This window comes from Thermogemmatispora onikobensis (genome assembly GCF_001748285.1).
Lineage (GTDB): Bacteria > Chloroflexota > Ktedonobacteria > Ktedonobacterales > Ktedonobacteraceae > Thermogemmatispora > Thermogemmatispora onikobensis.
The window spans coordinates 1-26,147 of the sequence record NZ_BDGT01000001.1; the positions used below are offsets into that span (position 1 = coordinate 1).

The 26,147-nt window shown below is 61.2% G+C and carries 21 protein-coding genes; 11 read left to right on the forward strand and 10 right to left on the reverse strand.

Annotation, left to right across the window (positions count from 1 at the left end):
- Nucleotides 1–203 precede the first annotated feature (203 nt).
- On the forward strand, nt 204–893 hold the full coding sequence (locus BGC09_RS00005; protein ID WP_069801148.1) for a metallophosphoesterase: 690 nt from the start codon (nt 204–206) through the stop codon (nt 891–893).
- A 219-nt stretch (nt 894–1,112) separates the two neighbouring features.
- Nucleotides 1,113–1,595, forward strand: coding sequence for an Hsp20/alpha crystallin family protein (locus BGC09_RS00010; RefSeq protein ID WP_069801149.1), 483 nt, complete (start codon nt 1,113–1,115; stop codon nt 1,593–1,595).
- Between the two features lie 107 nt (nt 1,596–1,702).
- On the opposite strand, the gene BGC09_RS00015 is transcribed toward BGC09_RS00010, so the two are convergent.
- Nucleotides 1,703–3,211, reverse strand: coding sequence for a glycosyltransferase family protein (locus BGC09_RS00015; RefSeq protein ID WP_069801150.1), 1,509 nt, complete (start codon nt 3,209–3,211; stop codon nt 1,703–1,705).
- Between the two features lie 389 nt (nt 3,212–3,600).
- Between BGC09_RS00015 and BGC09_RS00020 the strand changes: the two genes are divergently transcribed.
- From BGC09_RS00020 to BGC09_RS00030, 3 genes are all read left to right on the forward strand, one after another.
- Nucleotides 3,601–4,101, forward strand: a complete 501-nt coding sequence (locus BGC09_RS00020) for a redoxin domain-containing protein (RefSeq protein ID WP_069801151.1) — start codon at nt 3,601–3,603, stop codon at nt 4,099–4,101.
- 520 nt (nt 4,102–4,621) lie between these two features.
- Nucleotides 4,622–6,067 carry an NfeD family protein gene (locus BGC09_RS00025; protein WP_069801152.1) on the forward strand — a complete coding sequence of 482 codons (1,446 nt, stop codon included), beginning with the start codon at nt 4,622–4,624 and terminating at the stop codon, nt 6,065–6,067.
- Nucleotides 6,046–6,885, forward strand: coding sequence for a slipin family protein (locus tag BGC09_RS00030; RefSeq protein WP_069801153.1), 840 nt, complete (start codon nt 6,046–6,048; stop codon nt 6,883–6,885). Before BGC09_RS00025 ends, BGC09_RS00030 begins: the two co-directional genes overlap by 22 nt.
- Nucleotides 6,886–7,065: 180 nt before the next feature.
- On the opposite strand, the gene BGC09_RS00035 is transcribed toward BGC09_RS00030, so the two are convergent.
- Nucleotides 7,066–7,725: an orotate phosphoribosyltransferase gene (locus BGC09_RS00035; RefSeq protein ID WP_052889045.1), complete on the reverse strand. Its 660-nt coding sequence runs from the start codon at nt 7,723–7,725 to the stop codon at nt 7,066–7,068.
- A 1,224-nt stretch (nt 7,726–8,949) separates the two neighbouring features.
- Between BGC09_RS00035 and BGC09_RS00040 the strand changes: the two genes are divergently transcribed.
- The gene (locus BGC09_RS00040) at nt 8,950–10,950 is read left to right on the forward strand and encodes an ABC-F family ATP-binding cassette domain-containing protein (RefSeq protein WP_069801154.1); all 2,001 of its coding nucleotides are present in this window, start codon (nt 8,950–8,952) and stop codon (nt 10,948–10,950) included.
- A gap of 46 nt (nt 10,951–10,996) precedes the next feature.
- Here BGC09_RS00040 and BGC09_RS00045 read toward each other — a convergent pair whose 3' ends face one another.
- Nucleotides 10,997–12,862, reverse strand: a complete 1,866-nt coding sequence (locus BGC09_RS00045; protein WP_069801155.1) for a caspase family protein — start codon at nt 12,860–12,862, stop codon at nt 10,997–10,999.
- Between the two features lie 249 nt (nt 12,863–13,111).
- Between BGC09_RS00045 and coaE the strand changes: the two genes are divergently transcribed.
- Nucleotides 13,112–13,720, forward strand: coding sequence for a dephospho-CoA kinase (gene coaE / locus BGC09_RS00050; RefSeq protein ID WP_069801156.1), 609 nt, complete (start codon nt 13,112–13,114; stop codon nt 13,718–13,720).
- Nucleotides 13,721–13,901: 181 nt separating this feature from the next.
- Here coaE and BGC09_RS00055 read toward each other — a convergent pair whose 3' ends face one another.
- The gene (locus BGC09_RS00055) at nt 13,902–14,087 is read right to left on the reverse strand and encodes a hypothetical protein (RefSeq protein ID WP_069801157.1); all 186 of its coding nucleotides are present in this window, start codon (nt 14,085–14,087) and stop codon (nt 13,902–13,904) included.
- Nucleotides 14,088–14,150: 63 nt separating this feature from the next.
- Nucleotides 14,151–15,485, reverse strand: a complete 1,335-nt coding sequence (locus BGC09_RS00060; RefSeq protein ID WP_141727561.1) for a hypothetical protein — start codon at nt 15,483–15,485, stop codon at nt 14,151–14,153.
- A 266-nt stretch (nt 15,486–15,751) separates the two neighbouring features.
- On the opposite strand from BGC09_RS00060, the gene BGC09_RS00065 reads away from it, so the two are divergent.
- The gene (locus BGC09_RS00065; protein ID WP_069801159.1) at nt 15,752–16,054 is read left to right on the forward strand and encodes a GlsB/YeaQ/YmgE family stress response membrane protein; all 303 of its coding nucleotides are present in this window, start codon (nt 15,752–15,754) and stop codon (nt 16,052–16,054) included.
- A gap of 176 nt (nt 16,055–16,230) precedes the next feature.
- Here BGC09_RS00065 and BGC09_RS00070 read toward each other — a convergent pair whose 3' ends face one another.
- A complete protein-coding gene (locus tag BGC09_RS00070) occupies nt 16,231–17,265 on the reverse strand; it encodes an extracellular catalytic domain type 1 short-chain-length polyhydroxyalkanoate depolymerase (protein WP_176728796.1) in 1,035 nt (344 codons plus the stop codon).
- 361 nt (nt 17,266–17,626) lie between these two features.
- Between BGC09_RS00070 and BGC09_RS00075 the strand changes: the two genes are divergently transcribed.
- Both BGC09_RS00075 and BGC09_RS00080 read left to right on the forward strand, forming a co-directional pair.
- Nucleotides 17,627–19,507, forward strand: coding sequence for an ATP-binding protein (locus BGC09_RS00075; RefSeq protein ID WP_176728797.1), 1,881 nt, complete (start codon nt 17,627–17,629; stop codon nt 19,505–19,507).
- Nucleotides 19,504–20,277: a response regulator transcription factor gene (locus BGC09_RS00080; RefSeq protein ID WP_069801161.1), complete on the forward strand. Its 774-nt coding sequence runs from the start codon at nt 19,504–19,506 to the stop codon at nt 20,275–20,277. The genes BGC09_RS00075 and BGC09_RS00080 overlap by 4 nt, the downstream gene beginning before the upstream one ends.
- A gap of 304 nt (nt 20,278–20,581) precedes the next feature.
- On the opposite strand, the gene BGC09_RS00085 is transcribed toward BGC09_RS00080, so the two are convergent.
- From BGC09_RS00085 to BGC09_RS00100, 4 genes are all read right to left on the reverse strand, one after another.
- Entirely contained in the window at nt 20,582–21,052 is a 471-nt protein-coding gene (locus tag BGC09_RS00085) for a hypothetical protein (RefSeq protein ID WP_069801162.1), read from the reverse strand.
- Nucleotides 21,053–21,275: 223 nt separating this feature from the next.
- Nucleotides 21,276–21,998 carry a universal stress protein gene (locus BGC09_RS00090; protein WP_069801163.1) on the reverse strand — a complete coding sequence of 241 codons (723 nt, stop codon included), beginning with the start codon at nt 21,996–21,998 and terminating at the stop codon, nt 21,276–21,278.
- Nucleotides 21,995–22,291: a hypothetical protein gene (locus tag BGC09_RS00095; protein ID WP_069801164.1), complete on the reverse strand. Its 297-nt coding sequence runs from the start codon at nt 22,289–22,291 to the stop codon at nt 21,995–21,997. Before BGC09_RS00095 ends, BGC09_RS00090 begins: the two co-directional genes overlap by 4 nt.
- Nucleotides 22,288–24,036, reverse strand: coding sequence for an APC family permease (locus BGC09_RS00100; RefSeq protein ID WP_069801165.1), 1,749 nt, complete (start codon nt 24,034–24,036; stop codon nt 22,288–22,290). The genes BGC09_RS00095 and BGC09_RS00100 overlap by 4 nt, the downstream gene beginning before the upstream one ends.
- Nucleotides 24,037–24,625: 589 nt before the next feature.
- Here BGC09_RS00100 and BGC09_RS00105 point away from each other — a divergent pair.
- Nucleotides 24,626–26,029 carry a sigma 54-interacting transcriptional regulator gene (locus tag BGC09_RS00105; protein ID WP_069801166.1) on the forward strand — a complete coding sequence of 468 codons (1,404 nt, stop codon included), beginning with the start codon at nt 24,626–24,628 and terminating at the stop codon, nt 26,027–26,029.
- Nucleotides 26,030–26,147: the final 118 nt, after the last annotated feature.

The window sequence follows — 26,147 nt, forward strand, 5'->3', positions numbered from 1 at the left end:
AGCGGTCGAGGTGAAGGCTGGTGACCCACGTTCGAGCCGCACACCATTGCTCGAATAGGCGAAGCCGGGGAGAGCAGCCCCGGGTCGGCAGCTTCTGGTTGGCCCGGCTGCTCCCTTCCTACTGGCGCCGTGCCGTGGTCCGCCTACGGGCATGTTTTGCCTGTTGTTGCTGTCGTCGTAGTTGAAAGGGAGGTGAACCGTTCATGCGGAAGCATGTGAATACCATTCTGGCAACGGCTGAACCCTCGGGTCAGTTAGAAGCGTTGGAGCGTCTGATGCGTCAGGCGCAGGAGCTGGATGTACAGGCAGTGGCCATACTGGGCAATCTGGCCGCGCGCAGCCTCAGCCGGCGCGACTACGGTCGCTTCTTCTCGCTGTTAGCCCAGAGCCGCCTGCCCACGTTCTACGTGCCAGGGCCCGAGGATGGGCCGCTGGCCCTCTACCTGCAGGAGGCAGCCCAGATTGAGGTCATCTATCCCTACCTGCATGGTGTGCACGGGACCTTCGCCCTGGCTCCGGGCTATGTGGTTTTCACTGGCATGGGCGGAGCAATTACCGATGACCCTCAACAGGCACGCGAGGAACAGGAAAACTTACGCTATCCAGCCTGGGAGGTGGCCTATCGCTTGAAGTTCCTCTCTGAACTCAAAGACTACGAGAAGGTTTTCCTGTTCCATACGCCGCCCTATCATAAGGGCTTCCATGAAGCGGGCAGCCCAACCCTGGCCGAGCTGATCAAGAGCTATAGCCCGCGCCTGGTCCTGGTCAGCGGCCCAGAACGCAAGCGCGAGCTGCTCGGCACCTCTGCCGTGGTCGCTCCCGGCTCGCTCGCCAGAGGCGAGTACAGCATCATTGATGTGCAACACCAGACTGTCGAGGGGCGGACACTGTAACTCTGTCTGTAAGAGAGGAAAAAAGAGCAGGGGGAGATTGATCGTCTGACCGGTAGCGGTCTGCCCCGTTTGTTCTCGGTTAGGCGTCTCTCCCGGCGGAGGGTGAAGAGCTGCCTCCTCTTGCTGCGCCTGACCCTGCCAGGAACCGGAATGTGACCAACATCACGGTGCATAAGCGTTGACGCTATTGATTGGACCGCATTGAAAGGAGGTCACAGCATGGCACTGACGCGCGGTTTCGATCCTTTCTCCGAAATGCTCAGCCTGCGCGATGCCATGAACCGGCTGCTAGAACAGAGCTTTGTACGGCCAGGCTCGACCCTCTTCGGCACAGGGTCACGCATGATCCCTCTCGACGTGCTGGAGACCGAGCAGGGCTATCGCATCACCGCCCTGCTCCCGGGCGTGAAACCTGAAGATATCGAGCTACTTGCTCATGAGCATAGCCTGACCCTCAAAGCCAAATACCGCGGCAGCGAGGAGAGCGAGGGCCAGCAACAGGGCACCTGGCTGCTGCGCGAAATCGGCAGTGGCACCGTTGAACGCACCCTGGCCTTTGATCGCCCCATCGATGCCGATAAAATCGAGGCGCGCTATGAGAATGGGCGCCTGACCATGACGGTTCCCTTAAGTGAAGGCAGCCGTCCGCGCCGCATCAATGTCCGGGCAGCCATACCTGTCTCTGCTGGCGCTACCCCCTGATTTCCAGGGCCTGGCAGATACCTGAACGACGGATGCGCTCGCGTGGCGCGGAAGAAGCAGAGGCGCGAGCGCCGGCGAGGCAGCGCCATGACCTGGCGCCCGTCTCCTCAGCGGCGCCCCTCTGCTTCTCTTATGCTTCTGGTGGCTGCTCTCTCCCCTCCCTGCGCGGCCTGGGCCACCAGCCGTGGCGCAGAGCGCCGACGCAGGCCCAGCGCATTGAAGAGGTAGCCGACAGTGAGCAGCAAGAAGAGCAGGTTGCGCAGCTCGACCAGAGGAAGAAAGCCCGGTACGCGCCAGACCTGGGTAGCGTCCTGGACCCGAGTATAGAGGAAGGGATAAATGAGCGAGGTCTGCAGGGCGATCAGCCCGAACCACAGCAACCAGCGGCGCTGCGTCGCCGTCAGATAGGCCACAAGCGGCATCAGCCACATCAGATACTGCGGGCTGAACACTTTGCCCGTCGCCACGAAAACCAACAGAGCCGCCAGGGACGCCTCAGCAAAGGCCAGCCGCCCGCGCGCACTCTGCCAGAGCACCAGTCCATAGCCGGCCAGCAGCGCCAGCGTACTGCCGAGCGAGACGGCAGGAACCAGGGGGCTGAGCAGGTTAATCGAGCCGTAGGTATAGGCAACGCGCACCGTCTGCCCGACCAGGGCCGCCAGCCAGATCACCAGCGTGCCACTCGACTCAATCTGCACAGGACGCTGAGCGAAATATGCAAGCTGGCTGGCCACCGCTCCCTGGAAGTCCAGAAGTGCAAAGACTCCCGTGGTCCCGAGCACCAGCGCAAGACAAAGCAGCAGGTTTCGCCAGTGGCAGCGCCGCAGCCACGAGAGCGCTTGCGCCACCCGTCCTGAAATCCCCATAGTAGCCCTGGCTGCCCCCTGCGCGCCGGTGATGCTCGTCGCCCTTGCAGCCTGCTGCTCGGCAAAGAAAAGCGGGGGCAATAGCAGGAAAGGATAGATCTTGAGCAGAATAGCCAGAGCCAGCGCGCTATAGGCCGCTGTCCAATGGCGGCGCTCTGCGGCCAAAACACAGAGCAAGGTCAGGGCCGCTGGTACGAGATCAAAGCGCAACAAGGCCAGGCCCCACTCGCCCAGGAATAAGTAGCAGGTGAAGGCCAGGGCCGCTCCGCGTGGTCCCCAACGTAACAGGAGCCAATAGATCAACAGCGCAGCCAGCGCCATCAACAGCCCGAAAACGAGGGGATAGTAAGCCGAGGGCACAAGCAGGCCGGGGGTGAAGAGGATGAGCGTCAACGGAGGGTACTCGATGGGCAGCGTATGCAAAGGCGGCAGCTTCTCCGCCCGGGCGGGCAAAAACGAACAATCGATCTGAGGAGCCAGCGCATGGGCCTGGCCTCCGAACCAGAACGCCAGCCCGTAGCACTCGTAGCGCGTCACGTCCGACGTGGCCCAGACCATCTGCCAGGAAGAAAGTGCCAGCATGACCAGGAGCGCCAGCGCCAGAGGCAGGAAGGAGAGCGCTCCCCCAGTGGGCTCAGCCAGCCGTTCTAGCCCCCCTCTGACTCCCTGGGCCACAGCCGAGAGGGCGGAGACGGGGGTCTCCGCAACGGGGAGGCCTCCCGAACCCGAACTGCTGCGCACATTTGACATACCTTTCTCACCAGACTACAATTCGGAACAGCATCAGAGAAGAACGGCCCGACAAAGGGGCTGGCTTCTTCCCAGAAGTATTTGACGACTGCCTGCCTGCCTTATCCCATCGGGAGGCACCGGGAGCGCAATGCTCAGCTCGGGGCGCGCCCACTCTTCTCGCGTGTCGACCTCGACCCCGGTGTGATCAGCGCAGTCCGAGGCCAGGACCAGAGGCTTCTCTGGGAAAGGCAGCTCGCACCAAGGATAGAGCAACGGCTCTGGTCTGTCAAGCAGCCTGGGGCAAGCATCCTGCTCGCTCACAGCACCCGCTCTAACCCGCTAGATAGATAGATGGATCAGAGGCCGGGCAACAATTGCACTGCTTGTGAGAGGAGGACCCAATTCAGATGGCTGAGTCCGCCCGTTCCTACACAAAGACGCTCAAGATCGGCGATGTCGCTCCCGACTTTACCCTCAAAAGCCATGTCCGCGAAGATTGGCATCTCGCCAACTTCCGTGGCAAGAAAAACGTCGTTCTCGCCTTTGTGCCTTTTGCCTTCAGCCGCGTCTGCTCAGCGCAGCTGCCCTCCTATGAGCGCGAGCTGGAGCGCTTCCGGAGCGCTGACACCGAGGTGGTTGCCATCAGCATGGACAGTGTCTATGCCCTGGATGCCTGGTCGCAGGCGATGCGCACCTCCTTCCCGCTGCTCTCCGACTTCTATCCCCAAGGGGCCGTTGTCGACCTCTATGGAGTGCGTCATCCAGCAGGTATGGCGGAGCGTGCTGTCATCCTGATTGATAAGGAGGGCATCATCCGCCACATTGAGGTCACCGCGAGCCCTTCCGACCTGCCTGATAACCAGAAGCTCTTCGAAGTCCTGCGCACACTCCAGGCCCAGGCAAACTAGCCCGGCCAGGAGCGTCCTTCTCCAAGTCAGCCAGCCAGGTGCTCACTCAGTCGATCAGTGGCTGCCGCCGGCACCTGCAAAGAGCCTCTGGACGGCTGGCTGACTGGAGAGCGATCCCCCCTCCGCCCTATTCCGCACCGGAGCAACCGGACAGAGCGCATTGACGTGCCGAAGAATTTGCGCTATCATCTCCTATAGCAATAAGCAATATCCCAGACCAGTCAAAGGAGGCACGCACGGCCAGGGCGAGCACAACGCCAGCCGGATCGGGACGGCTCAGTCCCAGGCGGAGCGAGCGAGCGAACGAACGAACGAAGGAGTGGAGAGAGGTGAGAGCAAGACCAGGGGAAAGGCCATAAAGACCAGCTTAAGGAAGCAGAGGGGACGGTGATCGGCGGGCGGATCTTCCTCTGGGCTGAGCGCGGGCCTCTTTAGATCGAACTGGCCTGGGGCCTGGGATCGGCAGCAGCAGAGAGCTGCAGCAGGGCGCTGCAGTCTTCCACCGCAAAGGACAGAAGCTATGGACATGCGCCATCATCGACGAGCGCCGAACGGCGTGCGGTCCCTGATGCTCGGGCTTGTCTCCCTGATCGTGGCCCTCCTGGCTGGGGCAGGAATAGCCAGCCTGGGCGCACAACCCGCGTGGGCCGCCTCCCCACACGTTGATGTGGCCAACCTCAACAGCGACATCAACCCGGGCGCGGCGCGCTTCCTCCAGCAGGCCATTGCCACGGCGGCCAGCGATGGGGCACAAGCGCTAGTCATTGTCATCGATACGCCTGGCGGTGATCTAGACTCCATGAAGCAGATTACCCAGGCTGAGCTGGCCAGCACGGTGCCCATCCTCACCTATGTCTATCCGCCAGGGGCGCGCGCCGCCTCGGCGGGGGCCTTTGTGGCGCTCTCCGCTCCAATTGCAGCAATGGCTCCTACCACACGCATCGGCGCCTCCAGTCCAGTGACCAGCACTGGCAGCAATCTCGATTCCACGCTGCTCAAGAAGATCGAGAATGACCTCGTTGCTCAGATTACCGGCACCCAGAACCGCTACGGACGCAACGCCACCCTGGCAGCGAAAATGGTCACCGAGGCCGCTTCCTACGATGATCAGACTGCTCTGCGTGAGCACATCGTCGACCTCGGCGCTCGTTCGCTCTCCGAGCTGCTGCAGAGCGTTAACGGACGGAGCGTTACCCTGGCCTCCGGGCGCAGCGTTGTGCTGCACACCGCCGGAACCGCTCTCACGACCCTCAATCCAGGGCTGTTCGAAGTGCTCTATAGCTTTCTTCTGGACCCCAACGTGGTCTTTCTCCTCTTCATTATCGCTCTGATCGGCCTCTACCTGGAGATCTCCCATCCAGGGGCCATTGTGCCCGGCGTTGTGGGTGGCATCGCTCTCATCCTCTTCCTGCTGGGGGCGGGATCACTCTCTCCTAACTGGACTGGCCTGCTGCTGATGGGCCTGGCCTTAGTCTTGCTGGTTCTGGATGTCCGCCTGCCCTCGCATGGTGTCCTGACTGTGGGCGCGGTTATCTCGCTCGTTATCGGCTCCTTGCTCTTCTTCAACAGCGACCAGGCGGAGCATGGTCCAGGAGTCACCCCCTGGATCGTCTACCTCATGGCGGGAGTAGTTGGCTTGCTCAGCCTGGCGCTGGTCAGTGTCGTTGTGCGGGCTCAGCGCCAGCGCCGGCCCTCGGGTGTTGAGAGCATGATCGGGGCCTGTGCCGTCACGCTGACGCCGCTGACACCCAGTGGCAGAGTGAACTACTGCGGTGAGAATTGGGCAGCCAGTCTGGTTGAACCCTATACTGCCCTCGATGAGGGCTGCGAGGTGACCATTGTGGCCGTCGAGGGCCTCCGCCTCTATGTCCAACCGGGCCTACCGCCGGCCCCACCCACCGACGGTACACCGACAGTCCCACCCTCAGAAAAGGAGGATTCCCAATGGGAGACTCTCTCGCTATAAGCGCCATTGTCGTCATTGTTCTCATTGTCGTGCTCATCTTGCTTTCTGGCCTGCGCGTCATCCAGCAATATGAACGCGGCGTCCTCTTTGTCCTTGGCAACCTGCGCGGGACACGGGGTCCCGGCCTGTGCTGGATTCCCCCGGTGATCGCGCGCTTGCTGAAAGTCGACCTGCGCATCGTTACCCTGACCGTGCCCCCGCAGGAGGTCATTACCCGCGACAACGTCACCGTCAAGGTGACCGCCGTCATCTACTTCTACGTGGTCAATCCCGAGGCCGCTATTGTCAATGTCATGAACTACCTGCAGGCGACCACGCAGATTGGCCAGACCACCTTGCGCAATGTCCTGGGACAGTCAGAGCTGGATGAGCTGCTCGCTCAACGTAACAAGATCAATCGCGAGCTGCAGGCCATCATTGATGAATTCACGGAGCGCTGGGGCGTCAAAGTGACTGCGGTAGAAATCAAAGATGTGGAACTGCCAGCTACTATGCAGCGTGCTATGGCCAAGCAGGCGGAGGCGGAGCGCGAGAAGCGCGCCAAGATCATTCATGCCGAAGGTGAGCTCCAGGCCGCCACGCAGCTGGCCCAGGCGGCCAACATCATTGCCTCCGAGCCAGGTGCTCTGCAGTTGCGCTATCTGCAGACCCTGACTGAGATCGCGGTGGAGAAGAACTCAACCATCATTTTCCCTCTGCCGCTTGATCTCATCGAGCCGCTGCTCAGGACGCTGCATGCTGCTCGTGAGGGCCGGGCTGCTCCTGCGCCCCAAGATGGTCCACGCCCTACACCAGCCTCGCCTTACCCCCAGGGCTGAGCCGATCGATGTAGGGAGCAGCGAACAACGTGCGAGAGACGAAGAGAAGAGGCCTCGGCCCATAACCCCACTGGCGCGGCGCAAGCCTCCGGCCTCTTCCTTCCCTTCGCTCGCCCTGCTGCGTGCTCAGTTGCTTGCTGGTCAGGCTCCCCCTGGCGGCCCGCTACCAGTCCTCGCTGGCTACGATTGTCGCAGCTCTGCGCGCTTGCTTTGGAGATACTCGGAGCATACCCGATAGGTCTCTTCAGAGATCAGCCCGCGTGACATATAGTGATTGAGCATCACATCAAGCTTGAGGATGCTGATCAGATTATAGCCGTGCTGACGAAGGCGCTCGGTTGCTCCATGCTCGCGGTCGATCAGCACAATCACATCCTTGACCTTCAGACCGTGCTCTTCCAGCAGGGCTGCGGTCTCCAGCACACTGCCCCCCCGTGTGATCAGGTCATCGATAATCAGAGCGGTATCTCCCGGTGTGTAGCGACCCTCGATCCCTCGCTGGCCCGTCCCCTCGGGGCGGATACGTGCATAAATCAGCGGCGTATTCGTCTCCAATGAATAGGCCGTTGCCAGCAGCAGCCCGCCGACTGGCACGCCAGCCACCACGTTGAAGGGATGAACGCGCGGACGCCGCAGCGATTGGGCGAGGCTGATCTCTTGCTGCATCAACTTGCTGGCTACGCGCAGCGCCAGCGGATTGCTGATCAGCACCTTGGGATTGACAAAGACCGGGGAACTCACCGCCGACTCGCTGACCGTGAAGTTCCCAAACTGGACACCGTTCAGGTCGAATAGGGCCTGGGCTAGCCAGAGGTTATCAAGAGACTGCTCTTTGACCACGTGACATCCTTCCTTGCGACGAAGAGTTGGGTGGTAGGAGGATAAGATAGGCCTCTCGCTTGAGCACAGTATACCATACCACTGGAACAAGAAGGCAGAGGAGCAAGACACCAGCCAGAGAAGAAAGCTCCCTGCTTGTCTGCTTCTTTGCTGCCCCTCCCCTTCCTCCTCAATGAAAAAACTGTCATGCCACTGGCGCAACTCGGTCCATATTCTCCCGATTCTCTGAAAAAATATTCATCTAACTGGGCGCGTAGTTCATGCAGAGTTCATGACGATGAGCTATACTCTTTGACGTGGATGGTTGCCCGTGCCTTATACAAGCACATGCATCTTTGGATATGACAGCTGGATAGGTGGCAAGGGAGAGCACTGGAAGATGGGGCGAGGATGCTGGATGGAGGAAGCAGAGTGGTAGGAGATAGTGAGGTGGGCGAAGATGCGAGAATGGCAAGGGTGTGCCGTGGCGTGGCAGGCGGGTGGGATGGATAGGGGTGGCAAGGATGCGCTGTATAGGGCAAAAGTCGATGACGCAGCGCGCGGGTCGTAGGGTGGAGAGGGGGGACAAGAGAGCGAAATCACCGGCACCGAGGAAACGAGTAAGTAAGGGCTGGCAAAAGCTGACCGCTGTTTGGGCTTATCCCAAATGGGGACGTTCTGGCTTAGAGAACGGGTGGCAAGGGAGGAGGCTGAGAATAGGTGGCATCGCTCACGGGCAATCTTCTTTTCAACAGGCGGCTGGCTGGACGCTGCTCTGATCGGTCCTCTCTGGGCAGTACACAGGGAAAAGACCGTCGAGCATCCGGTCAGCCGCTCTGTCTGTCTTCCTTTCGGTGGGAGTCTAGGGCTACGAGGGCTGCAGCTCTCTGTAGGAAGCCCGCGCGCCTGCTGAGGAGGGGAGAACATCTCAGAGGCGCCTGAGAGTGCTTGCACCTGGCCTGCTTTTATGATACCCTGGTCTCTACCTGCTGATCCGGGCGGGACGCGACGCAGGGCTTTCAGGAGAGGCAAGAGTCAATTCCCACGGCCAAAGCCGGGGGTCCAACGCCAGGGAGGAAGGGAGGGGGCGCGCGTCCACCTGACCTGGCGGCGAGGTCGCGCTCTTGCCAGCGGGTGCGGACGGCCAGGTCTGGTCGCGGCGGAGATGGTCAAAGCACGGCTGCTCCACACTCGTACTCACTCACTCACTCGCTCACTCTCACTCAGAAGCGACTGCACTGCCCTATGCCACTGATTAGTGTCAACAGTCTCGGAAAAGTCTACGGCGCCGAGCGGCTCTTTGCTGATGTAACCTTCCAGATCAACGAGCAGGATCGCATCGGACTGGTCGGCCCCAACGGGGCCGGTAAGTCAACCTTGTTGAAGCTCCTGGCCGGCTGTGAGGAACCTGACGAGGGTACCATCCTCGTCGCTCGCGGAACCCGCATTGGTTACCTCTCCCAGACACTCGACCTGCAACCAGAGCGGACCCTCCGCGAGGAGCTGCTGGCGGTCTTCAACGATCTGCGCTCCTGGGAGCAGGAGCTGCAGGAGCTTGCTCTGGCTATTGCCAACGCTAGCGAGCGTGGGGATGCTCTTCAACGCGAGCAGTTGTTGCAGCGCTACGCCGAGCTCCAGCTGCGCTTTGAACATGCCGGTGGCTATACCTATGAGCAGCGGGTGCAGCAGGTGCTGGACGGCCTCGGCTTCAGTCGTGAGCTGCACGATGTGCCCATTTCTCAGCTCAGCGGCGGTCAGCAGCGGCGGGCTGCCCTGGCGCGCCTGCTCCTCCAAGAACCCGACGTGCTCCTGCTGGACGAGCCAACCAATCATCTTGATCTCGATGCCCTGGAGTGGCTGGAGGATTATCTGCAGGCCTGGAAAGGGACCCTGGTCGTCGTCGAGCATGACCGCTACTTCCTCGACAAGCTGGTGACCCGTATTCTGGAGCTGGCCTTTGGGCGCGTCGAGGAGTATCCTGGCAACTATAGCAAGTATCTGCAGCTGCGCGCCGAGCGCTTTGAGCGCCGTCTGCAGGAGTACGAAGAGCAGCAGGAATTTATTCAGCGAACCGAGGAATTTATTCGTCGCTATAAAGCCGGTCAACGCAGCCGGCAGGCCCGGGGGCGGGAGAAGCTCCTCAGCCGCCTGGAGCGTCTCAATCGCCCCCAGGAATTCCAGGAGCTGCGCTTTGAGCTGAAGCCCGCGCAGGAAAGCGGGCGCAGTGTGCTCTCTACCCACGGGCTGGTCGTCGGCTATCGTCAGCCTGGCCGCGAACCCCGGGCGCTGGTGCGTATGCCCGACCTGGAGATCCTCCGTGGCGAACGTATTGGCCTGCTCGGCCCCAATGGTGCCGGGAAGACCTCGCTGCTGCGCACCCTCATTGGCCAGCTGCCGCCGCTGCGCGGCAAAGTGGCCCTGGGCCACAACGTCCACATTGGCTACTACTCGCAGACGCACGAGGACCTTGATCCTACTCGTACAGTTCTGGATGAGATTCGCGAGGTAGCGGCTCTGAGTGAGGAAAGTGCCCGTGCTTTGCTGGCGCGTTTCCTGTTCGAGGGCGATGATGTGTTCAAGCCCATCGGCAGCCTGAGCGGCGGCGAGCGTAGCCGCGTGGTCTTGGCCAAGCTGGCATTGCAGGGGCCCAATTTCCTGGTGCTCGACGAGCCTACCAATCACCTTGATTTACCGTCTCGCCAGTTTCTGGAGGAGGTTTTAGCCACCTTCAGTGGTACCCTGCTCTTTGTCTCGCACGATCGCTACTTCATTGATCGCCTGGCAAGCAGGATCTGGGTGATCGTTGAGGGCTTGCTGCTCTCCTATGAGGGCAACTACAGTGACTATCGCCTGCGTCTCCAGCACGAGCACGGGCGCTTGCTGGCGCGGGAACGCGAAGAAGAAAGCGCTCACGGGATCTCTCGGAAGTCGCTCGGTCCAGAGACAGTGCCTGCGGAGGTCAGACCTGACCAGGCCGGGCGGAGTCCCGGGCGCGGGCGGCGCAGCCGCCGGGTGGGGCAGCCTCGCCCACGCAGTCTGGCCGCGGTTGAGCAGGAGATCGAGGAGCACGAGCAGCGGGTCCACACGCTGGAGGAGGCCCTCAATGAGGCCGCTGGCAAAGGAGACGTTGCTGAGCTAGAGCGGCTGACCAGCGACTACGAGACAACCAAAGCAGAGCTAGAGCGGCTCCTTGCCGAATGGGAGCAACTGGCGGCAGACCAGGCTGAGGCTGAGGCCCCCCATTAAGGACCGCCTGGAGCCGTGGGCCACGGCAGTGCCCAGTCAGCCAGGCTTAGCGACGGCGCACGCCACGCAGCCAGCCGCTCAGCAGCCCAACCAATGCCAGCAGCAACGGCAAGACAGCCGCCAGGCCAAGCCAGAGCAAAGCAAATAGGATGGCCGTAAAGCCCTGTGGGTTGGCCCCGACCAGTGCCACCAGGCGCGTCCTTCCACTCTGTGTCAAAAGCAGGTAGACTGGCAGCGCAGTAGCCAGCAGACTCATCAAGGGGATGGGGAGAAAACGCCAGAAGCCGTCGAAATAGCAGCCGGAGAGCGCATTGGCAGAGAGCACCGCCAGTCCCAGGCCCTCGATGGTCAACGGGAGAACTCCAGGAACTCCCGGATGGGTGGTAGCCAGCCAGGCCCCAAGCCCCCCCAGTCCCAGGCCGATCGCCTGCAGTAGCAGGCTCATGAGCAAGGCCCGCCCCCGGCGACGTGCGCCTCGTCCACTCCCGGCAGGACTGCCAGCCGTGCCTGCAGCGCTCGTAGCGGGTGAGGCCGGTCCAGCGCTGGAGCTGAGCGAAGGCGCGCCAGTGGGCGATGCTGGCGTCTGGGCCACTGCCATCTTGACCAGAATCGCCGACCTGATCGTCTGGGTCTCCGCGTTGTGTGGGTCTAATGACAGCGAACGTTCTACAGCCTGGAGGGCCTCTTCGAATTGCCCCAGGTTAGCCAGGAGAGCAGCGCGCATGCTCCAGGCCAGGGCGTTGCCAGGCTCCTGATGCAGCACCTGCTCGACCGCCTGCATGGCTTCAGCAAAGCGGCCCGCGGTCCCGAGGAGCTGCCCCTTAAGAAGGAGTGCCTCGGTATGAGTCGGCATAAGCTGCAGAGCCTGCTCCAAATGGGAGAGGGCATCAGCGGGCCGTTGCTGCTGGAGCAGGGCCCGGGCCTGCTGGAGCAGCAGTGCTGCCTGCTGCTCTGCGCCTGGCGCCGCCATCGCCAGTGCTGGCTGCTGAGGAGAGAGTTGAGCGATGCCTGTGGGAGCTTGGGGTGGCTGCAGCATCTGACCCATCGGCTGAACAGTCTGCGGGGCTGGCCCCGGATCTGCTGGCCACTGTGGTAGACCAGGTTGACCGCTGCCTGGGCCTATGCCGATCCTGGCCGCGGCTGCTGCCGGCGTCTCGGTCTTCTCTTCGCCTACCAGGACCACTGGCCCGAGCCCCTGGCCAAAGAGCTGCGGACGCTGCTGCTCTCCAAGGCTCTGCTGCAGGTAGAGGGCAAGGCGCTGAAAAATGATCTGCCCGCTGGTGGGATCTGCTGCTCCCCCGCACAATCCGAGCAAGAGGCGATGGGCCAGCATGCCTACATTCTGTTCCCCCTGCTCGGGCGCGAACTCGTTCCCGCGACAGGAACAGAGCAGGAAGCGATTGGGGAGCTGCTGCAAGGCGGCCAGGAGCATGGGACCGGGCAGTGGCTTGCAATCGAAAGGCGAGGCTCGCCGCTGCCCCCAAAAGCGTCCTGTCTGGAAGCAGTCAAGCACACAAACAATGGCCCGCGCCGGGCTGCGCCCGAGCAGCTGCAGCAGCGTCGTGGCGAGCTGCAAGCCACTGGCGGGCTGCTGATAGAACGTATCTGCCAGCGCAAGATACCCCTCAGCTCGCCCTTCATCGAGAAAAGCATGCCCGGCGAAATAGAAGAAGAGCGTATCATCGGGACCTGCGACTTGGAGGCAGAGCTGCGTGAGACACTGCTCGATGCGCTGCCGTGTGGCCTGCGCTCCAAGCAGCAGTTGTACATCAGAGGAATTCCAGCGCCCTCCCCGGCTATTCGTCAGCCAGTGCGCAATGGCCCTGGCATCTGTCTCGGCGTAACGAAGGGGGTGAAAGCTCCTATCCTGGTACTGATTAATGCCGATCAGAAGGCCCAGGCGTCTGCCCATGCACGCTCCTTACTGCGATAGCAAAGATTGCGGAGTTATTGTACGATAAATTTCGCCAGCCTGGAAAGAAATGGCGTACGTCGGTACTTTTGGCAGGGTGAAGGCAAAGGCTGGACTGGGACCGGGCGAGGACAAGCCAGACCCAGATAAGGTGACTGGCTTGCTCCTCTGCGGTCAACTGGGCCGGAAGCCAATCCGGCGGGCACCTGCTTGCCTCGATCATCTTGCGAGAGGAGCATTTGTGTCTCTATGCCTCGTGTGATTGGCCTGACAGGAAATATTGCCTGCGGCAAAACAACCGTGGGCAATATGCTGCTGAAACTGGGTGCAGAGCGCTACATTGATGCTGATGCCCTGGTCCACTCGCTCTATGAACCGGGCCAGCCGGTTACGGCTCAAATTGCTCATGTTTTTGGCCCCTCCGTTGTGACATCGGAGGGGCGAGTTGATCGTCGGACCCTTGGTAATATCGTATTCCGTGATCCCGAGGCACTGCGTCGGCTGGAAGCCATCGTTCATCCAGCGGTTGGCGCAGCCTTGCTGGGAGAGCTGAGCCAGGTCAGCCCCTCTGGCATCGCGGTGATCGATGCCGTCAAGCTGCTGGAAGGGAAGACGGCTGCGCTCTGTCAGAGTAAATGGCTGGTCATCTGCTCGCCAGAGCAGCAGCTTCGCCGCCTGATGGAACGCAATCGGCTCAGCGAGGAGGAGGCCCTGGTGCGCCTGCGTGCCCAACCTTCGGTCGAAGAGCGTCTTCCACTGGTCGACGAGGTGATCGATAACAGCGGCTCACTGGAGGAGACTCGTCGGCAGGTTGCCAGCGCCTTCGCTCGCTTCTGCCAGCATTTTCCTCCCTTCTGAAGGTGCCAGGTGAGGCGCGCGGCGCGCTCCCTTCCCGCGAAGAGAACAGGAATAGAGAGCCGGCCTTTCTGGCCGGCCTGCTCTCCTGTCAGTCAGACTGCTTTCCTGATGCTGCCCAGCCCAGCCTGGCTATCTGGCCTTGCCCAGGAGCTGCCCACCCAGAGCCGTTAGACCTTTCTGCTTAGAGTTCCTTATCCTGGTTCTCCAGTTTTCGATGAAGCTCTTCGATACGCTCGATCACCTCATCGAGGGTCCGCAGGCCCAGCTCCTCCATGTCCTCACGGATTGTCTCCAGAATTTCTAGCATTTCGAGATCGTCATACTCTTCAGCATCAAATTCTTCTTCCTGTTCAAGGTCATCGGTCATGGTGATACTCCCTTCTGAAATTGCTGCTCCGGCTCAGCCGGCGGCAGGCGAACCACTTGCCCATTATAGCAATGGGCCCTGGAAGAGAAAAGAGACAGCGCTATCTTGATAGTTCCAGCCGACCTGAGTGATAGCACCGGTGGTCAGCAAACGGGGAGCGGCGAGGGGTTGACCTTGGGCATCCAGCGTTGCCAGATACAGGCCGTTGCCCTCGTGAAGAAGGCTTTTTCCCTGCCACCAGAGCCGTCCGCGTGTCAGGAAGACAAGGCTCCGGCTATCGCTCCCCCAGAGGCTATTGGGCACTGGCTGTAACAGAGCGCTGACGGCTGGCAGCTGCTCGCCGGCTGCGCTCATCGGCCCCAACGGGGTCCGGTCGCTCAAGAGCAGCTGCTGTCGCCCCGTCTGGATATCGACCAGCCAAAGGCTATGGCGTCCATCGAGGAGCAGGAAGCGCCCGTCAGGTGACCAGAAGGGGACGCTATCGATCTCTGCCTGGATGCTCAGGCGAAGGCTTCCATCGAGGTTGACAATGAGATAGCGGCCATCGGCTGTCGAAGCCAACACTTGCTGCCCACTGCTTGACCAGGCAAACTGTCGGCAGCTACAAGTGAGCAGCGTCCGCGTCTCACCAGTTGGCTGCTGCAGGATCAAGGAGATCTGACTCGCTGAGCCATTGGGTACCGCAGAGATGGCGTAGAGAAAGGCCGGTTGCGTCTGGTGTGGCTGCCAGAGGACACGCTCCAGCGTAGCTGGCAGCGGGTGACCGGGTGGCAGCGTGCGCGTGAGCCAGCGCTGCTCAGTGCCAGTGAGGTTGATGGTGAACAGGCCATGTTGGTCAACTCCCAAGATCCTCCCGCCAGCGTTGCTGAGCGAGGGAATGGCCAGGCTGGCCGGTAGCGTCCGCGTCGCGATGCCGCCAGGCTGGTCGTTCTGGGCCAATTCCCAACGCAGCAAGGAAGTCTCTCCTCTGAGGGTAAGACGATAGAGAAGGCGGCTTCCCGTGGGGTCCCACCAGGCGTCACTGATGCGCACGGCGGCACTGGAGAAGAAGATTGGGATGGGCGAGCCACCATCAACGCCAACGGTATTCAATCCGGCAGGAGCATCGGGCACCAGCCCGGTCAGAGAGTCTGGTTTAAGACGGCGTCCCGCTGTGCTCGCCGCATAATCACTATCCAGCGTGCGGAACACCAGCAGGTGGTGATCAGGCGACCAGCCTACTCCCACCACAGGAGGGGTGTTCTCAACGACTTTGTAGGCGCCGCTGCCGTCGGGATAGATGGTCCAGAGCTGACCATCGCGCACAAAAGCGATTTTGGTCGTGCCGCTGTAGCCCGGGCTGCAGGCACTTGGTCCCAGGGCAAGCACGATACAGCTCAGCAGGACCAGAGTCACCATATGCCGCCTGCTGCCATTCATGCCTCAGAGTATAGCGCTCCCTTCCTTGCTCGTCAACCTTGTCAGGGAGCTGCCGGAAAAGCCGCCCTGCTCGCGCCCCTGAAAGGCGAATCTTGTATCCCTTTTTGATCACTTCACCGTGTTAGAGATGGTGAGTGTGATTTGTGCCAGCCACCGAATGGGAAAGTAAAGCAGGCTATCGGGCATGAATTGCTGTTCACTACACTGAATCTTCTTTTGTTCTACTCGAAGGAGGGACACCTATCATGGCAGCAGCTTCGCTTGTGCTCGCGGCCACCTTGAATCCTGGAGGCATCATTGCCTGGCTTATCATTGGTCTGATCGCAGGAGCGCTGGCCGGCTTTCTGGTGAAGGGAGGCGGTTTCGGTATCATCGGAGACATCATTGTTGGGCTGATTGGGGCCTTCCTTGGTGGCCTCATCATGGATCTGCTGGCACCCGGCGCCAGCTTCGGCTTCTGGGGTAGCCTGGTTGTGGCGCTGATTGGGGCCTGCATCCTGATCTTTCTTCTGCGCCTCTTCTCGCGTGGGCGCGGCAGCACTGTCTAAGAGGACGGCGTAGGCTCGCTTGAATGCTGACAGCTAGATTCACTTACCAATCAGCAGAGGAGTGAGTCCTGTCTCAATGATCAGGCAGGTGCACGAGTAAGCACAAAAGGGCCTTGCTCGTGCACCTGCGTTTTTTCTGGTGGCTGGACCATGCAGCTGTCACCTTCCCGCCGCGATCAGGCAGCCTTGATGCTGGGCAGTGGGTGAGCCACGAAGAACTGCCAGATCACAGCGGTGGCGCTGAGGGTATGGGTTGTCTTCCCAAGGTAGGGAACAGGGATCAGCGAGCCAGGCCAGGTATGGCCGCCCCCGGCCACCCGGTAGTGGACTACCAGGCCCGGAGCTGTGCAGTGGGACCATGCTTCGCCGGTGATATCGCTCTGGGTCAAGAAGACCGTAGGTCCTTGCTGGCAGCCATCGCGCCTGGCCCAGTCCTCCAGCCACTGTGGAATGGGAGGCAGGCCCAGACCTGGCATCCCCTCATAAGGAACAATGAAGTCGCCTGTCCCGTGAATCTCCAGGAGGGGGACGCTCCGCTGAGGGTGGCAGCCCCCGGGCAGCGGGTAGAAAGCGCCTGCCACAGGCGCGAAGGCCGCGATTTGTGTCGAGAGACGGCAGGCCAGCAAGGCTGTCAAACCGCCTCCATTCGACAGACCAGTCGCAAAAATACGCCGCAGGTCAAGGCACCAGTGCCTTTCCAGCGTCTGGAGTAAGTCACTCGTGAAGCGTACATCATCAACGGGCGTGGGATGGGGGCCATAGGCGTTCCAGCCAGTCTTGCCGTCGGGGGCCAGAACGCCATCGGGATAGACCACCAGAAAATTGGCGCGGTCCGCCAGTGAAGAAAAACCCGTATAGGTCTCCTGCTGCTGACCATTGCTGCCGTGGCCGTGGAAATTGAGCACGAGAGGCAGGGGCTGATCCGGCTGGTAGCCTGGGGGGATATGCAGGCGATAGCTGCGAGTGACCCTGCCTGACTGCAGAGTCGCCACCAGTGTCGTACCGCGGGCGGGGGCGGGTTGTCCGCAGCCTTGACTCTTCTGACTCGCCCCCGTTGGAGCCGTTGTCGCCTGGCTATTGTGGTTGCTCTCCGGGCTCCCACTGCCACTGAGGTTGTCTGAAGCATTGTTGCCGTGGCAGCCGCTCAGCAGCACCAGCAAGAGGAAAATCACCCACGCCACACGGGTACCCCTCCAACGAGCTTCTTGCATCAGGGTTGCTCCTTTATCTTGAGTTCTCATAGGGGGGAGCGCGGGGCGGCCTTCTCTGCCACTCCCCTTAGAAAAGACGCTCCAGCCGGCTTCATCTGGCGAATGCCTTGGGCAATCTTGCTAGCCTCTGCCTCCGCTCACCCCCGGCTCGACCGGACTGAGGCCAGTCTCGCTTGTCCCCCCTTGTCTGTTAGCAGGAAAGCAAGCAAAGAATTATAATAAAGGGAAGCGTCAAGCAGGGAGAGATCGCTCCCTGCTCCCAATGGAGGAACGGGAGCTGTATCCCGGTCCGGCCCTGCCCTGGTTGGTTAGCTCCGGGGGCCGTGGCTGCGCCGGGTGCAGAGCAAGGGGCATCGCGACCATGAGAGAGCAACGCCATTCAGGTGACCACTTCCCGCCGTTATTGGAGCGACCGCAGCGTAGCTGGCGACGCCTGCTGATTGATACCCTGCTGGCCTTTTTCGCCGCGGCGCTGGTCACCGCCGTGATCTATACCTTCGCGCTCTATCCGCGCATTCCGAACATTTCGCTGCTCTATCTACTCGTGGTGCTGGCGCTGGCCAGCACACGTGGTCTCTACGCTGCGGTGTTGACATCCGTTCTGGCTTTCCTTTTCTTTGACTACTTCCTGGTGCAGCCGCTCTACAGTCTGACTGTGAATCGTTTCGAAGAGTGGCTCGCCCTCTTCGTCTTTCTCACCGCTGCCATCATCACCGGGCAGATGACCAACGCCCTGCGCAGGCAGGCAGACGAAGCCCGGCGACGTGAGCGGGAGACACGCATTCTCTATAATCTAGTGCGAGCAGCCAACCACGAAGAGGACTTCCAGCACCAGCTGACCATTGTGACGCAGGCCGTTGCCCAGGTCTTTGCTTCCTGGGGGGTCTGCGACTGCGTGCTGCTCCTGCCTAATGAGCAAGGCAGGCTGGAAGTGCTCGCGAGTGCGCGCCTGCCGCGAGAGCAACTCCGGCTCTCGTCGGACGAGCAGGCCACTGCGGCCTGGGTCATGGCCAATGGCCAGGCCGCCGAGCTGCATGATGTGCCTCTGGAGGGGAGTAGACCCTATGGGCGGGGCCTGCGTGCTACCCTGCAGAGTTCCCTGCGTGGCTGGAGCCGACGCCGCTATGCCCGGCTGCTGCCGCTCAAGACGGGCGGGCGTGTCCTGGGCGTGCTCCTGCTCGTCATGGAAGAGACCGAGTGGCCGCACCCGAGCAGAGTCAAGACCTGGCAGCCTCGCCTCACCGGGCCGACAGCGGCACTGGAGGGACCCTTTTTCTCAGCTTTTCTCGATCAGGCTGCGGCAATCATCGAGCGCGCTCGTCTCAGACAGGAGGGCCTGCAGCTCGAGCTGCTGCGCCAGACCGATGCACTGCGCACAGCCCTCCTCTCTTCCGTCTCACATGACCTGCGCACGCCCCTGGCCTCCATCAAAGCGGCGGCCAGTAGTCTCCTGCAGGAAGACATTGTGTGGGACGAGGAGAGCCGGCGCAGTTTTGCCCTCACCATCGAGCGCGAGGCCGACCGGCTCAACCGCCTCGTCGAAAACCTGCTCGACATGTCGCGCATCGAGGGCGGTGCCCTCAAGCCCGAGAAAGAGTGGTACCCTCTTGACGAATTGATCCATGATGTCCTGCTGCAACTGCAGCCGCTGCTGCAGCAGCGCCAGGTGGAGGTTGACCTGGAGGAGGACCTGCCGCCCGTGCCAGTCGATTATCTGCAGCTCAGTCAGGTGCTCACGAACCTGATTGAAAACGCCGTGCGTCATACCCCTGCCAGCAGCCCGATTGAGATCACAGCCAGACGCAGCAATGGCTACGTGCAGGTCAGTGTCGCCGATCGCGGGCCTGGCATTCCCTCCACCGATCTTGAGCGCATCTTCGACAAATTCTATCGTGTGAGGCGCGCACGAGGTCCAGGCAGCGGGAGTGGACGCGCCGGGGGGACTGGCCTTGGCCTGGCGGTCTGCAAGGGTCTAATCGAGGCCCACGGGGGGCGCATTTGGGCCGAGAACCGCCAGGGCGGTGGCGCGATCTTCCACTTTACCTTGCCGCTCAGCACTCAGGAGCAGGAGAGCACGAGGGAGCAGGCCGAGACCGCTGTCCCCGCGCCAGAGGGGACCAGGCCCAGGTCGACCACCTCGCCTCTTGTGGCACCGGTCTCGGACGAAGAGACGGCAGAGACGAGTAATCTGGCTCGTGTTGGTAAGCGAGAGCAGAGGGAGGAGGAACAATCGCGTTCATGAATGCAACAGGCGGGGCACGCATCCTGGTTGTCGACGATGAGATCGAGATTGTCCGCGCGCTCCAGCGCAGCCTCAGCGCCTACGGCTATGAAGTCTACGCGGCCAGCAGTGGCGAAGAGGCCCTCGAAGCGCTTAGCCACTTTCGTCCAGATGTCATGCTGCTGGACCTGGGATTGCCAGGGATCAGCGGGCTAGAGGTCTGTAAGCGCGTGCGTGCTCACTCGAATCTCCCGATCATCGTTCTCTCGGTCAAAGACAGTGAGCGTGATAAGGTGCTGGCGCTCGATCTGGGAGCTGACGATTACGTCGCTAAGCCTTTTGGGATGAACGAGGTGCTGGCCCGCATCCGGGTGGCGCTGCGCCATGCAGCGCCGCTGCAGGGAGGAACAGCCGCGATCTTTAAGGCCGGCCCGCTAGGCATTGACTTTGCGCGTCGGCTGGTACTGCTCAACGGCAAAGAGGTAAAGCTTACACCAACAGAATATGAGCTACTCAAGGTCCTGGTACAGAACAGAGGCAAGATCATGACGCGCCAGATGCTCCTGACCCGCGTCTGGGGGAGCGGCTATGGAGGTGAGGCTCACTACTTGCATGTCTACATTGGGCAGCTGCGACGCAAGATCGAGCCAGACCCAGCTCACCCTCGCTTTATTCTCACCATCTCCGGTGTTGGCTATCGTTTCTCCGCTGAAGAAGAGACGGCAGGAGAGGATGCAGAGGAGGAAGAGAGAGAAAGGAGTGGCGAGAGGGGGAAGCCTGCAAGGGAATAGGTGGCCAGACGCTCCTTCAAGCCCATCTGATCCAGGGCAGACGACTTGCGGCGTCAGGCGTACCGGCACGGAGGCAGCCGAGGAGCAAGAGACAGCCCTGAGAGTCACCGAGCGCTCTCCACGATCCTTGTGCGAAGGACTCATACAGAGACAGCTCGGCCACAACAACGCGATGCAGAAGATCGCTCTTTTCGTGTCTGGGAGGCGCTGTCTGTCTGTCTGCCTGCCTGTCTGCAGGCTTCCCAACCCAGTAGAGGAGCTGGTCCCACAGGTGTAGGACCACAGAAAGGCTCTCAAGAACCTCTTAGATGCTCACCCAGATCAGCGGCCAGAAATTCTGGACGCTGCCCTGCACATAGAAGCCATCGTTCGCCTTCTCCAGCAGGAACGAATAGTATCCAGCCCCACCTGTCACCGTCACCGTGCCGCCGGCCTCGGGCAGCCAGACCGTTCCAATGGGGACATCGTTCAGATAGAGAGTCAGCAGCATGGCATAGCCGGGGCGATAGGTGTAGGAGGTAAAGACCCACTGGTGCGTCCCAGCATCCAGATAGTACTCGTCGCTGCGTGTCGCTGCCGCAAAACTATAGCCAAAGCTATAGTGCTGGTCGGGGCTATTATAATAGAGACGTGAACGAAGAACAGGCAGCTGAGCCCGCGTCGCCGTCGCTGGCTTATGGGCCAGGGCTGCGGCCTGGGCATGAGCTGGCAACAAAAGCCAGCAGGAGACAACCATCGTCAGGGCAACACTCAAGGCAAGAACCCAGCGTTTCATCAACTGCACTCCTTTCCAGCATTCCCAGCTAGCTTGCGGTATCTGCCAGAGCTTGTAGCCCCTGCTGAACAGAGAACTACTAGTGTAATTATAACATATCTTTACAAACTAACAAAGTGATTTACATCTATTTATCGATATAGAATCTCCTGACAAGCTATTACGCAAGTCGTCAGCAAGACGGCCTGGGGGGCACTGCTCGAGGGGGGGAGATGGCAGCAGCCTAGCGGCTGCTGCCGCTAAGCTCCTGGAAGGTCTCAGGAGCGAAGCTGCTCCTGTCGGTCCCCTCTTCGGTGGTGGGGTGGGGGGAGAACTGAGTAGGCTCCTGCTCGCGGTGGGGAAGGAAGCGGGCGCCGCTCAGTACCAGCACCTCGCACGGGGCATGCTTCAGCACATACTCGACAGCGGGATCAATCTGCTGCAAGCTGCCGCGTACTCGCACGGGGCAGTTGGCCACAATGATCAGGTCGGCGGCGATCTGGGTCGCCTCATAAACAATGGCAGAGCCAGCCTGTCGCGCCTTGAGCACCCGCACCGTGAGCGCTGAGGGCATCTGGCGGGCCACCGAGCGCGCCCGCTCGACCAGAGCCTGGACGCGCTCCTCCTCTGTCCCCAGGGTGGCATCCAGGGGCAGCATAAAGGGCACCTCAATCACAGCCAGCGCCCAGACGCTTCCATTGCGATGGCGGGCCATCTGCAGGGCCAGAGCCAGGGCGCGATCGCTCTCCTCACTACAGTGCAGCAGCGGCACCAGAATCCGTGTCATCTTATTCAGCGAGCGCACGGCCCGGCTAGCGGTACGGCTTAGCTCAGTCTCTGGGGGCAAGTGAAGCATCCAGCCGAGAACCCCTATGATCGAGGCAGCAAAGAGGAGCGCAATGGCTACCCCGGTGGGAGTAACCAAGAGCGGATTCGTTGGCGTGGCTACCAGCGTCACCAGCATCATGGCTCACCTCCTCTCCGTTGGCGGGCGTGAGCCAGGCGCCGGGGAGGGAGCAGCTGGAGGCGCACCATACCCAGCGCCACAAAGGCCAGGCCCAACAGCACCAGCGTCCAGCTCTGCCAGCCCAGCCAGAGTGCCCGCAAACTAATAATGAGGCCCAGAGGAATAATGAGAACGCTCACCACCTGGCGATAGCGTCCTTGCCAGTCGCGGCTGTCCCGCATCACCTGCTCTTGCTTCTCACCTGCCTGGGTGATACAAGCATGTGCTCTCTCCCGACTTCGGCGGGCACTCATCCTTTCCTCCTTTGCTCCTCTTCACGAGCCGTTGTCGTTGTGCGTCGACCATTGCCCCGGCTCTCCTGGGAGGAGAGTGGTACTGGCACCACGCGAGTGGGAGGCGCAGCCAGAGGCGCCCGCGGCTCTTCACCCGCCAGGTGGCGTTTGCGCGCCAGATTCTCGCGCAGTTCCTCAACCAGGTCATACTCCTCGGCATCTGCATAGACAACCAGTTGTTCCTCGGGCCAGTCGCGCGGCACACTTCCAAAGATCGGCAGACCCGAGCGCTTGCGATGCCAGACATAAATCAGCAAGCCCAGCAGCAGCCAGCCCGGTCCGGCGAGCCGTCCGATAGCGTGTGTCAATACCACCATCACCAGCATACTGCTGATCCCCAGCAAGCCCAGGATGCCTACCACTGGCAGCAAGCGACTCTCGCCATCCTTTCCGCGGAAGCGAATATTCAGCGGCACCTTGAAAGGGCGCGGCGTCCAGGGATCGACGAAACGCAGCACCAGCAAGGAGATGAAGACCAGAATATAGGCCGTCGCAGCGCCAAAGGCGTACATATTGCCCAGCACGTCGTAGGCATTGGGCGAGAGACCTGCCAGCCACAGCTCCAGCAGGGCAAAGCCGGAGAAGACCACCAGCGTGCGCACAGGCGTGCGAAACTTCGGGTGCACTCGTGCCAGTTGCCGTGGCAGCAGATCGTAGCGGGCCATAGAATAAGTGATGCGCGAAGATCCGAAAACGCCCGCGTTCGACGAGATCAGCACCAATGTGGCGCCCAGCAGGGCCACGTAGGGGCCGGCAACCAGCCCGAGAAAAGGAATATGGCTGGCGAGCCAGGCGATTGGGTCGCCGTTGTGCTCGGCGAAAGACTGCCAGGGCAGCATCGCCAATCCCAGGTTCGAGAAGGCCAGGGCATAGATCAGTACTGTCAAAATCAGGGCGAGCGAGGTGCGCGGCACCACCTTGCCGGGCCGAATCGTCTCCTGGCTGGCCTGACTAATCGATTCCAGGCCCACGAAGGAGATGATCGCCAGCGATGCCCCATAGGCCAGATGGTAGGGATCGGGCCAGGACTGTGTCATCTGTTGCAGCAAGAGCTGTGGATCAAAAGCGAACAGGAAGCCGAAGAAAAGGATCGTCGACTCGCTGATCACATCCAGAGCGCCCAGCACCTCATTGAAGCGTGAGGACTCACGCACCCCGATAATATTGAGGATCGTCAACAGGACGACGAAAACAGTCGCTTCCAGGATGAGCCACGGCTGAACGCCGGGCAGGGTCAGCGCTCCCAGGTGCAGGTCGACGCGCGCATTCAGGGCCGGCAAGAAGAAGTTGATGTAGCCGGCAGAGGCCAGAGCGAAGAGAGAGATGTCGATAGTAAAATCCAACAGGACGGCCCAGCCGGCCACAAAGCCCCAGAAATCGCCCAGGCCGCGCAGCACGTAGAACTGGCCACCGCCGGCCATTGGATAGGCCGCTGCCAGCTCGGTGTAGGCCAGGCCGACCATCACGTAGACCAGGCCAGCGAAAAGGAAGGCCACATTGGTCGCGCCCTGAGCCGCGGCCATCACGATGCCCAGCGCCACATAGACATCGGCCCCTACGTCAGCGTACCCCCAGGTATAGGAACCCCAGATCCCCACCGCGCGCCTGAGTCCCGGTCCCACCTGCTCCTGGGCCGCTGCGGGAGTAGTGTGTGTATCGGCCTCAGCGGAGGCGAGCGGCGCTCGCGCTGACTGATTGCCGAGCATGAGACTTCCCTCCTTCTCTGCAGGGCGAGGCCGCAGGGGTGGCTGATCCGTTCCTTCTTCTCTTCTCTGCGATCTTCGGACCGGTTCCCGCTCGTTCCAGCTGGGCGCGCCGCGTCTCGGCTCCCGCAGTCTCGCCCTGTGAGCGTTACTCCCATTATAAAAGCGCCTGCCTCAAGGAAGCCTCAAGAAAAAGCAACACCTGCTCAAAAGCTGCTCAAGATGGCGCCTGTTCCCCGGACCGTCTACACACTGCCGTTGCCCTTGCGCTTTCTTTCTCTAGAAGATAGAATAGGATAGGTTCCACACGTTTTCCTGGTGAGTGGGCGTCTGGAGTGCCCCAGGCCCGTGGCCAGCCAGTCTGTCTGCCGGAGTCACTCGACCAGGCAAGAGCGTTGGCGACGGGCGGCAACGCAACGGCTGCCTTCGACCGGCTGCTCGCAGCAGCAATGCTCCTGGGCAGGAGCAGCCAGCGCATTGGCCCACATTGCGCTCACCCATGAGCGCAGCCTTGGGCCGAGTCGAGAAGGCGGAGCGCCGGAGGCGCAGAGCGCACACGTAACCACCCCCGAGAAAGGTAGCTTAGAGCGGAATGACCATCACAACACAACCGCGCACAATCGGAGAACTGCGTGAAAGTGGCTACAGAGTCCTCTCCGTCAAAGAAGAGATGCGCAAAAATCTGATCGAGAAAATTCGCAAAGGAGAGGAACTGTTTCCCGGGATCATCGGCTACGAGGACACGGTGATTCCACAGATTGAGAACGCGATCCTTTCCGGCCAGGACATCGTCTTCCTCGGAGAACGTGGTCAGGCCAAGACGCGCATGGCGCGCAGCCTGGTCAATCTGCTCGATGAGGAGATTCCGGTCATTGCTGGCTGTGAAATCAACGATAATCCCTACGCGCCAATTTGCAAAGCATGCCGCGATAAGGTAGCAGAGCAAGGCGACAAGGTTGAAATTGTCTGGCTGCCGCGGGATCGCCGCTACAGTGAGAAGTTGGCCACACCAGACATCACCATCTCCGACCTCATCGGTGAGGTCGATCCCGTGCGCGTTGCCGAAGGGCGCTATCTCTCGGACGAGCTGACCATTCACTACGGCCTGATCCCTCGTACCAATCGCGGCATCTTCTGTATCAACGAGCTGCCCGATCTGGCCGAGCGCATCCAGGTTGGCCTGCTCAATATCATGGAAGAGCGCGATGTCCAGATCCGCGGGTATAAGATCCGGCTGCCGCTTGATGTCTATGTGGTGGCCAGCGCCAACCCCGAGGACTATACCAATCGTGGGCGGATCATCACGCCGCTTAAGGACCGCATCGGGTCCGAGATTCGCACCCACTATCCGCTCGAAATCGAGCACGAGATTCAGATCATGGAGGCGGAGAGCAACCGTTTTCCCTCCGATGGGCTGGAGGTTGTGGTGCCGCGCTTCATGAAAGAGATCGTTGCCATGGTGACCCACCTGGCGCGGAGCAGCAATGACATTAGCCAGCGATCCGGCGTCAGTGTCCGTGTCTCGATCACCAACTATGAGAACGTGATCAGCAATGCCTGTCGCCGGGCCCTCCGGCTGGGCGAGCGTGTAGCAGCGCCGCGCGTGAGCGATCTCTCGGCCATCATCGCTTCAACCAGCGGCAAGATCGAGCTGGATACCGTGGGCGAGGTCAAGGAGGAGCGCGTTGTTGGGCGCCTGATCAATGGGGCAGTGGCGGAGGTCTTTGGCCTGTACTTTGAGCCGCGCGAGTTCGATCAGCTCCTGGCTGGCTTTGAGCGCGGCCTGAGCGTCCAGGTCGGCAACGACCTGCCGGCAATGGAATACGTCAACCAGCTCGCGCGCGTCGGCGGGCTGAGCAAGGCCATCGATAAGCTGCAGGCTCGCGGGCATCCCGCGACCATCGCTTCGGCGGTCGAGTTTATCCTTGAGGGCCTTCACCTGAATCGCCGCCTCAATAAAGACGAGATGAGTGGCAAGATCCGTTATCGACGCTAAGAGGCTCACTGCGGCTTCCCCTCTTCTGTAAGAGCCACCGCTGATCAGGCTGATCTGGGTATGCCGATGGGCGGACAAGCAGAAGCGGCACGCCAGAGATGGCCTCTCCCCAGCTGAA

Bases quoted from the DNA above. Each gene is read 5' to 3' on its own strand.
- BGC09_RS00020 (WP_069801151.1), top strand. From the start codon at position 3,601: ATGGCTGAGTCCGCCCGTTCCTACACAAAGACGCTCAAGATCGGCGAT.
- BGC09_RS00070 (WP_176728796.1), bottom strand. From the start codon at position 17,265: ATGCAAGAAGCTCGTTGGAGGGGTACCCGTGTGGCGTGGGTGATTTTC.
- BGC09_RS00090 (WP_069801163.1), bottom strand. From the start codon at position 21,998: ATGATGCTGGTGACGCTGGTAGCCACGCCAACGAATCCGCTCTTGGTT.
- BGC09_RS00085 (WP_069801162.1), bottom strand. From the start codon at position 21,052: ATGAAACGCTGGGTTCTTGCCTTGAGTGTTGCCCTGACGATGGTTGTC.
- BGC09_RS00100 (WP_069801165.1), bottom strand. From the start codon at position 24,036: ATGCTCGGCAATCAGTCAGCGCGAGCGCCGCTCGCCTCCGCTGAGGCC.
- BGC09_RS00055 (WP_069801157.1), bottom strand. From the start codon at position 14,087: ATGACCGATGACCTTGAACAGGAAGAAGAATTTGATGCTGAAGAGTAT.
- BGC09_RS00025 (WP_069801152.1), top strand. From the start codon at position 4,622: ATGGACATGCGCCATCATCGACGAGCGCCGAACGGCGTGCGGTCCCTG.
- BGC09_RS00005 (WP_069801148.1), top strand. From the start codon at position 204: ATGCGGAAGCATGTGAATACCATTCTGGCAACGGCTGAACCCTCGGGT.
- BGC09_RS00045 (WP_069801155.1), bottom strand. From the start codon at position 12,862: ATGGGCAGACGCCTGGGCCTTCTGATCGGCATTAATCAGTACCAGGAT.
- BGC09_RS00065 (WP_069801159.1), top strand. From the start codon at position 15,752: ATGGCAGCAGCTTCGCTTGTGCTCGCGGCCACCTTGAATCCTGGAGGC.
- BGC09_RS00030 (WP_069801153.1), top strand. From the start codon at position 6,046: ATGGGAGACTCTCTCGCTATAAGCGCCATTGTCGTCATTGTTCTCATT.
- BGC09_RS00075 (WP_176728797.1), top strand. From the start codon at position 17,627: ATGAGAGAGCAACGCCATTCAGGTGACCACTTCCCGCCGTTATTGGAG.
- BGC09_RS00105 (WP_069801166.1), top strand. From the start codon at position 24,626: ATGACCATCACAACACAACCGCGCACAATCGGAGAACTGCGTGAAAGT.
- coaE (WP_069801156.1), top strand. From the start codon at position 13,112: ATGCCTCGTGTGATTGGCCTGACAGGAAATATTGCCTGCGGCAAAACA.
- BGC09_RS00010 (WP_069801149.1), top strand. From the start codon at position 1,113: ATGGCACTGACGCGCGGTTTCGATCCTTTCTCCGAAATGCTCAGCCTG.
- BGC09_RS00040 (WP_069801154.1), top strand. From the start codon at position 8,950: ATGCCACTGATTAGTGTCAACAGTCTCGGAAAAGTCTACGGCGCCGAG.
- BGC09_RS00080 (WP_069801161.1), top strand. From the start codon at position 19,504: ATGAATGCAACAGGCGGGGCACGCATCCTGGTTGTCGACGATGAGATC.
- BGC09_RS00095 (WP_069801164.1), bottom strand. From the start codon at position 22,291: ATGAGTGCCCGCCGAAGTCGGGAGAGAGCACATGCTTGTATCACCCAG.
- BGC09_RS00060 (WP_141727561.1), bottom strand. From the start codon at position 15,485: ATGGTGACTCTGGTCCTGCTGAGCTGTATCGTGCTTGCCCTGGGACCA.
- BGC09_RS00015 (WP_069801150.1), bottom strand. From the start codon at position 3,211: ATGTCAAATGTGCGCAGCAGTTCGGGTTCGGGAGGCCTCCCCGTTGCG.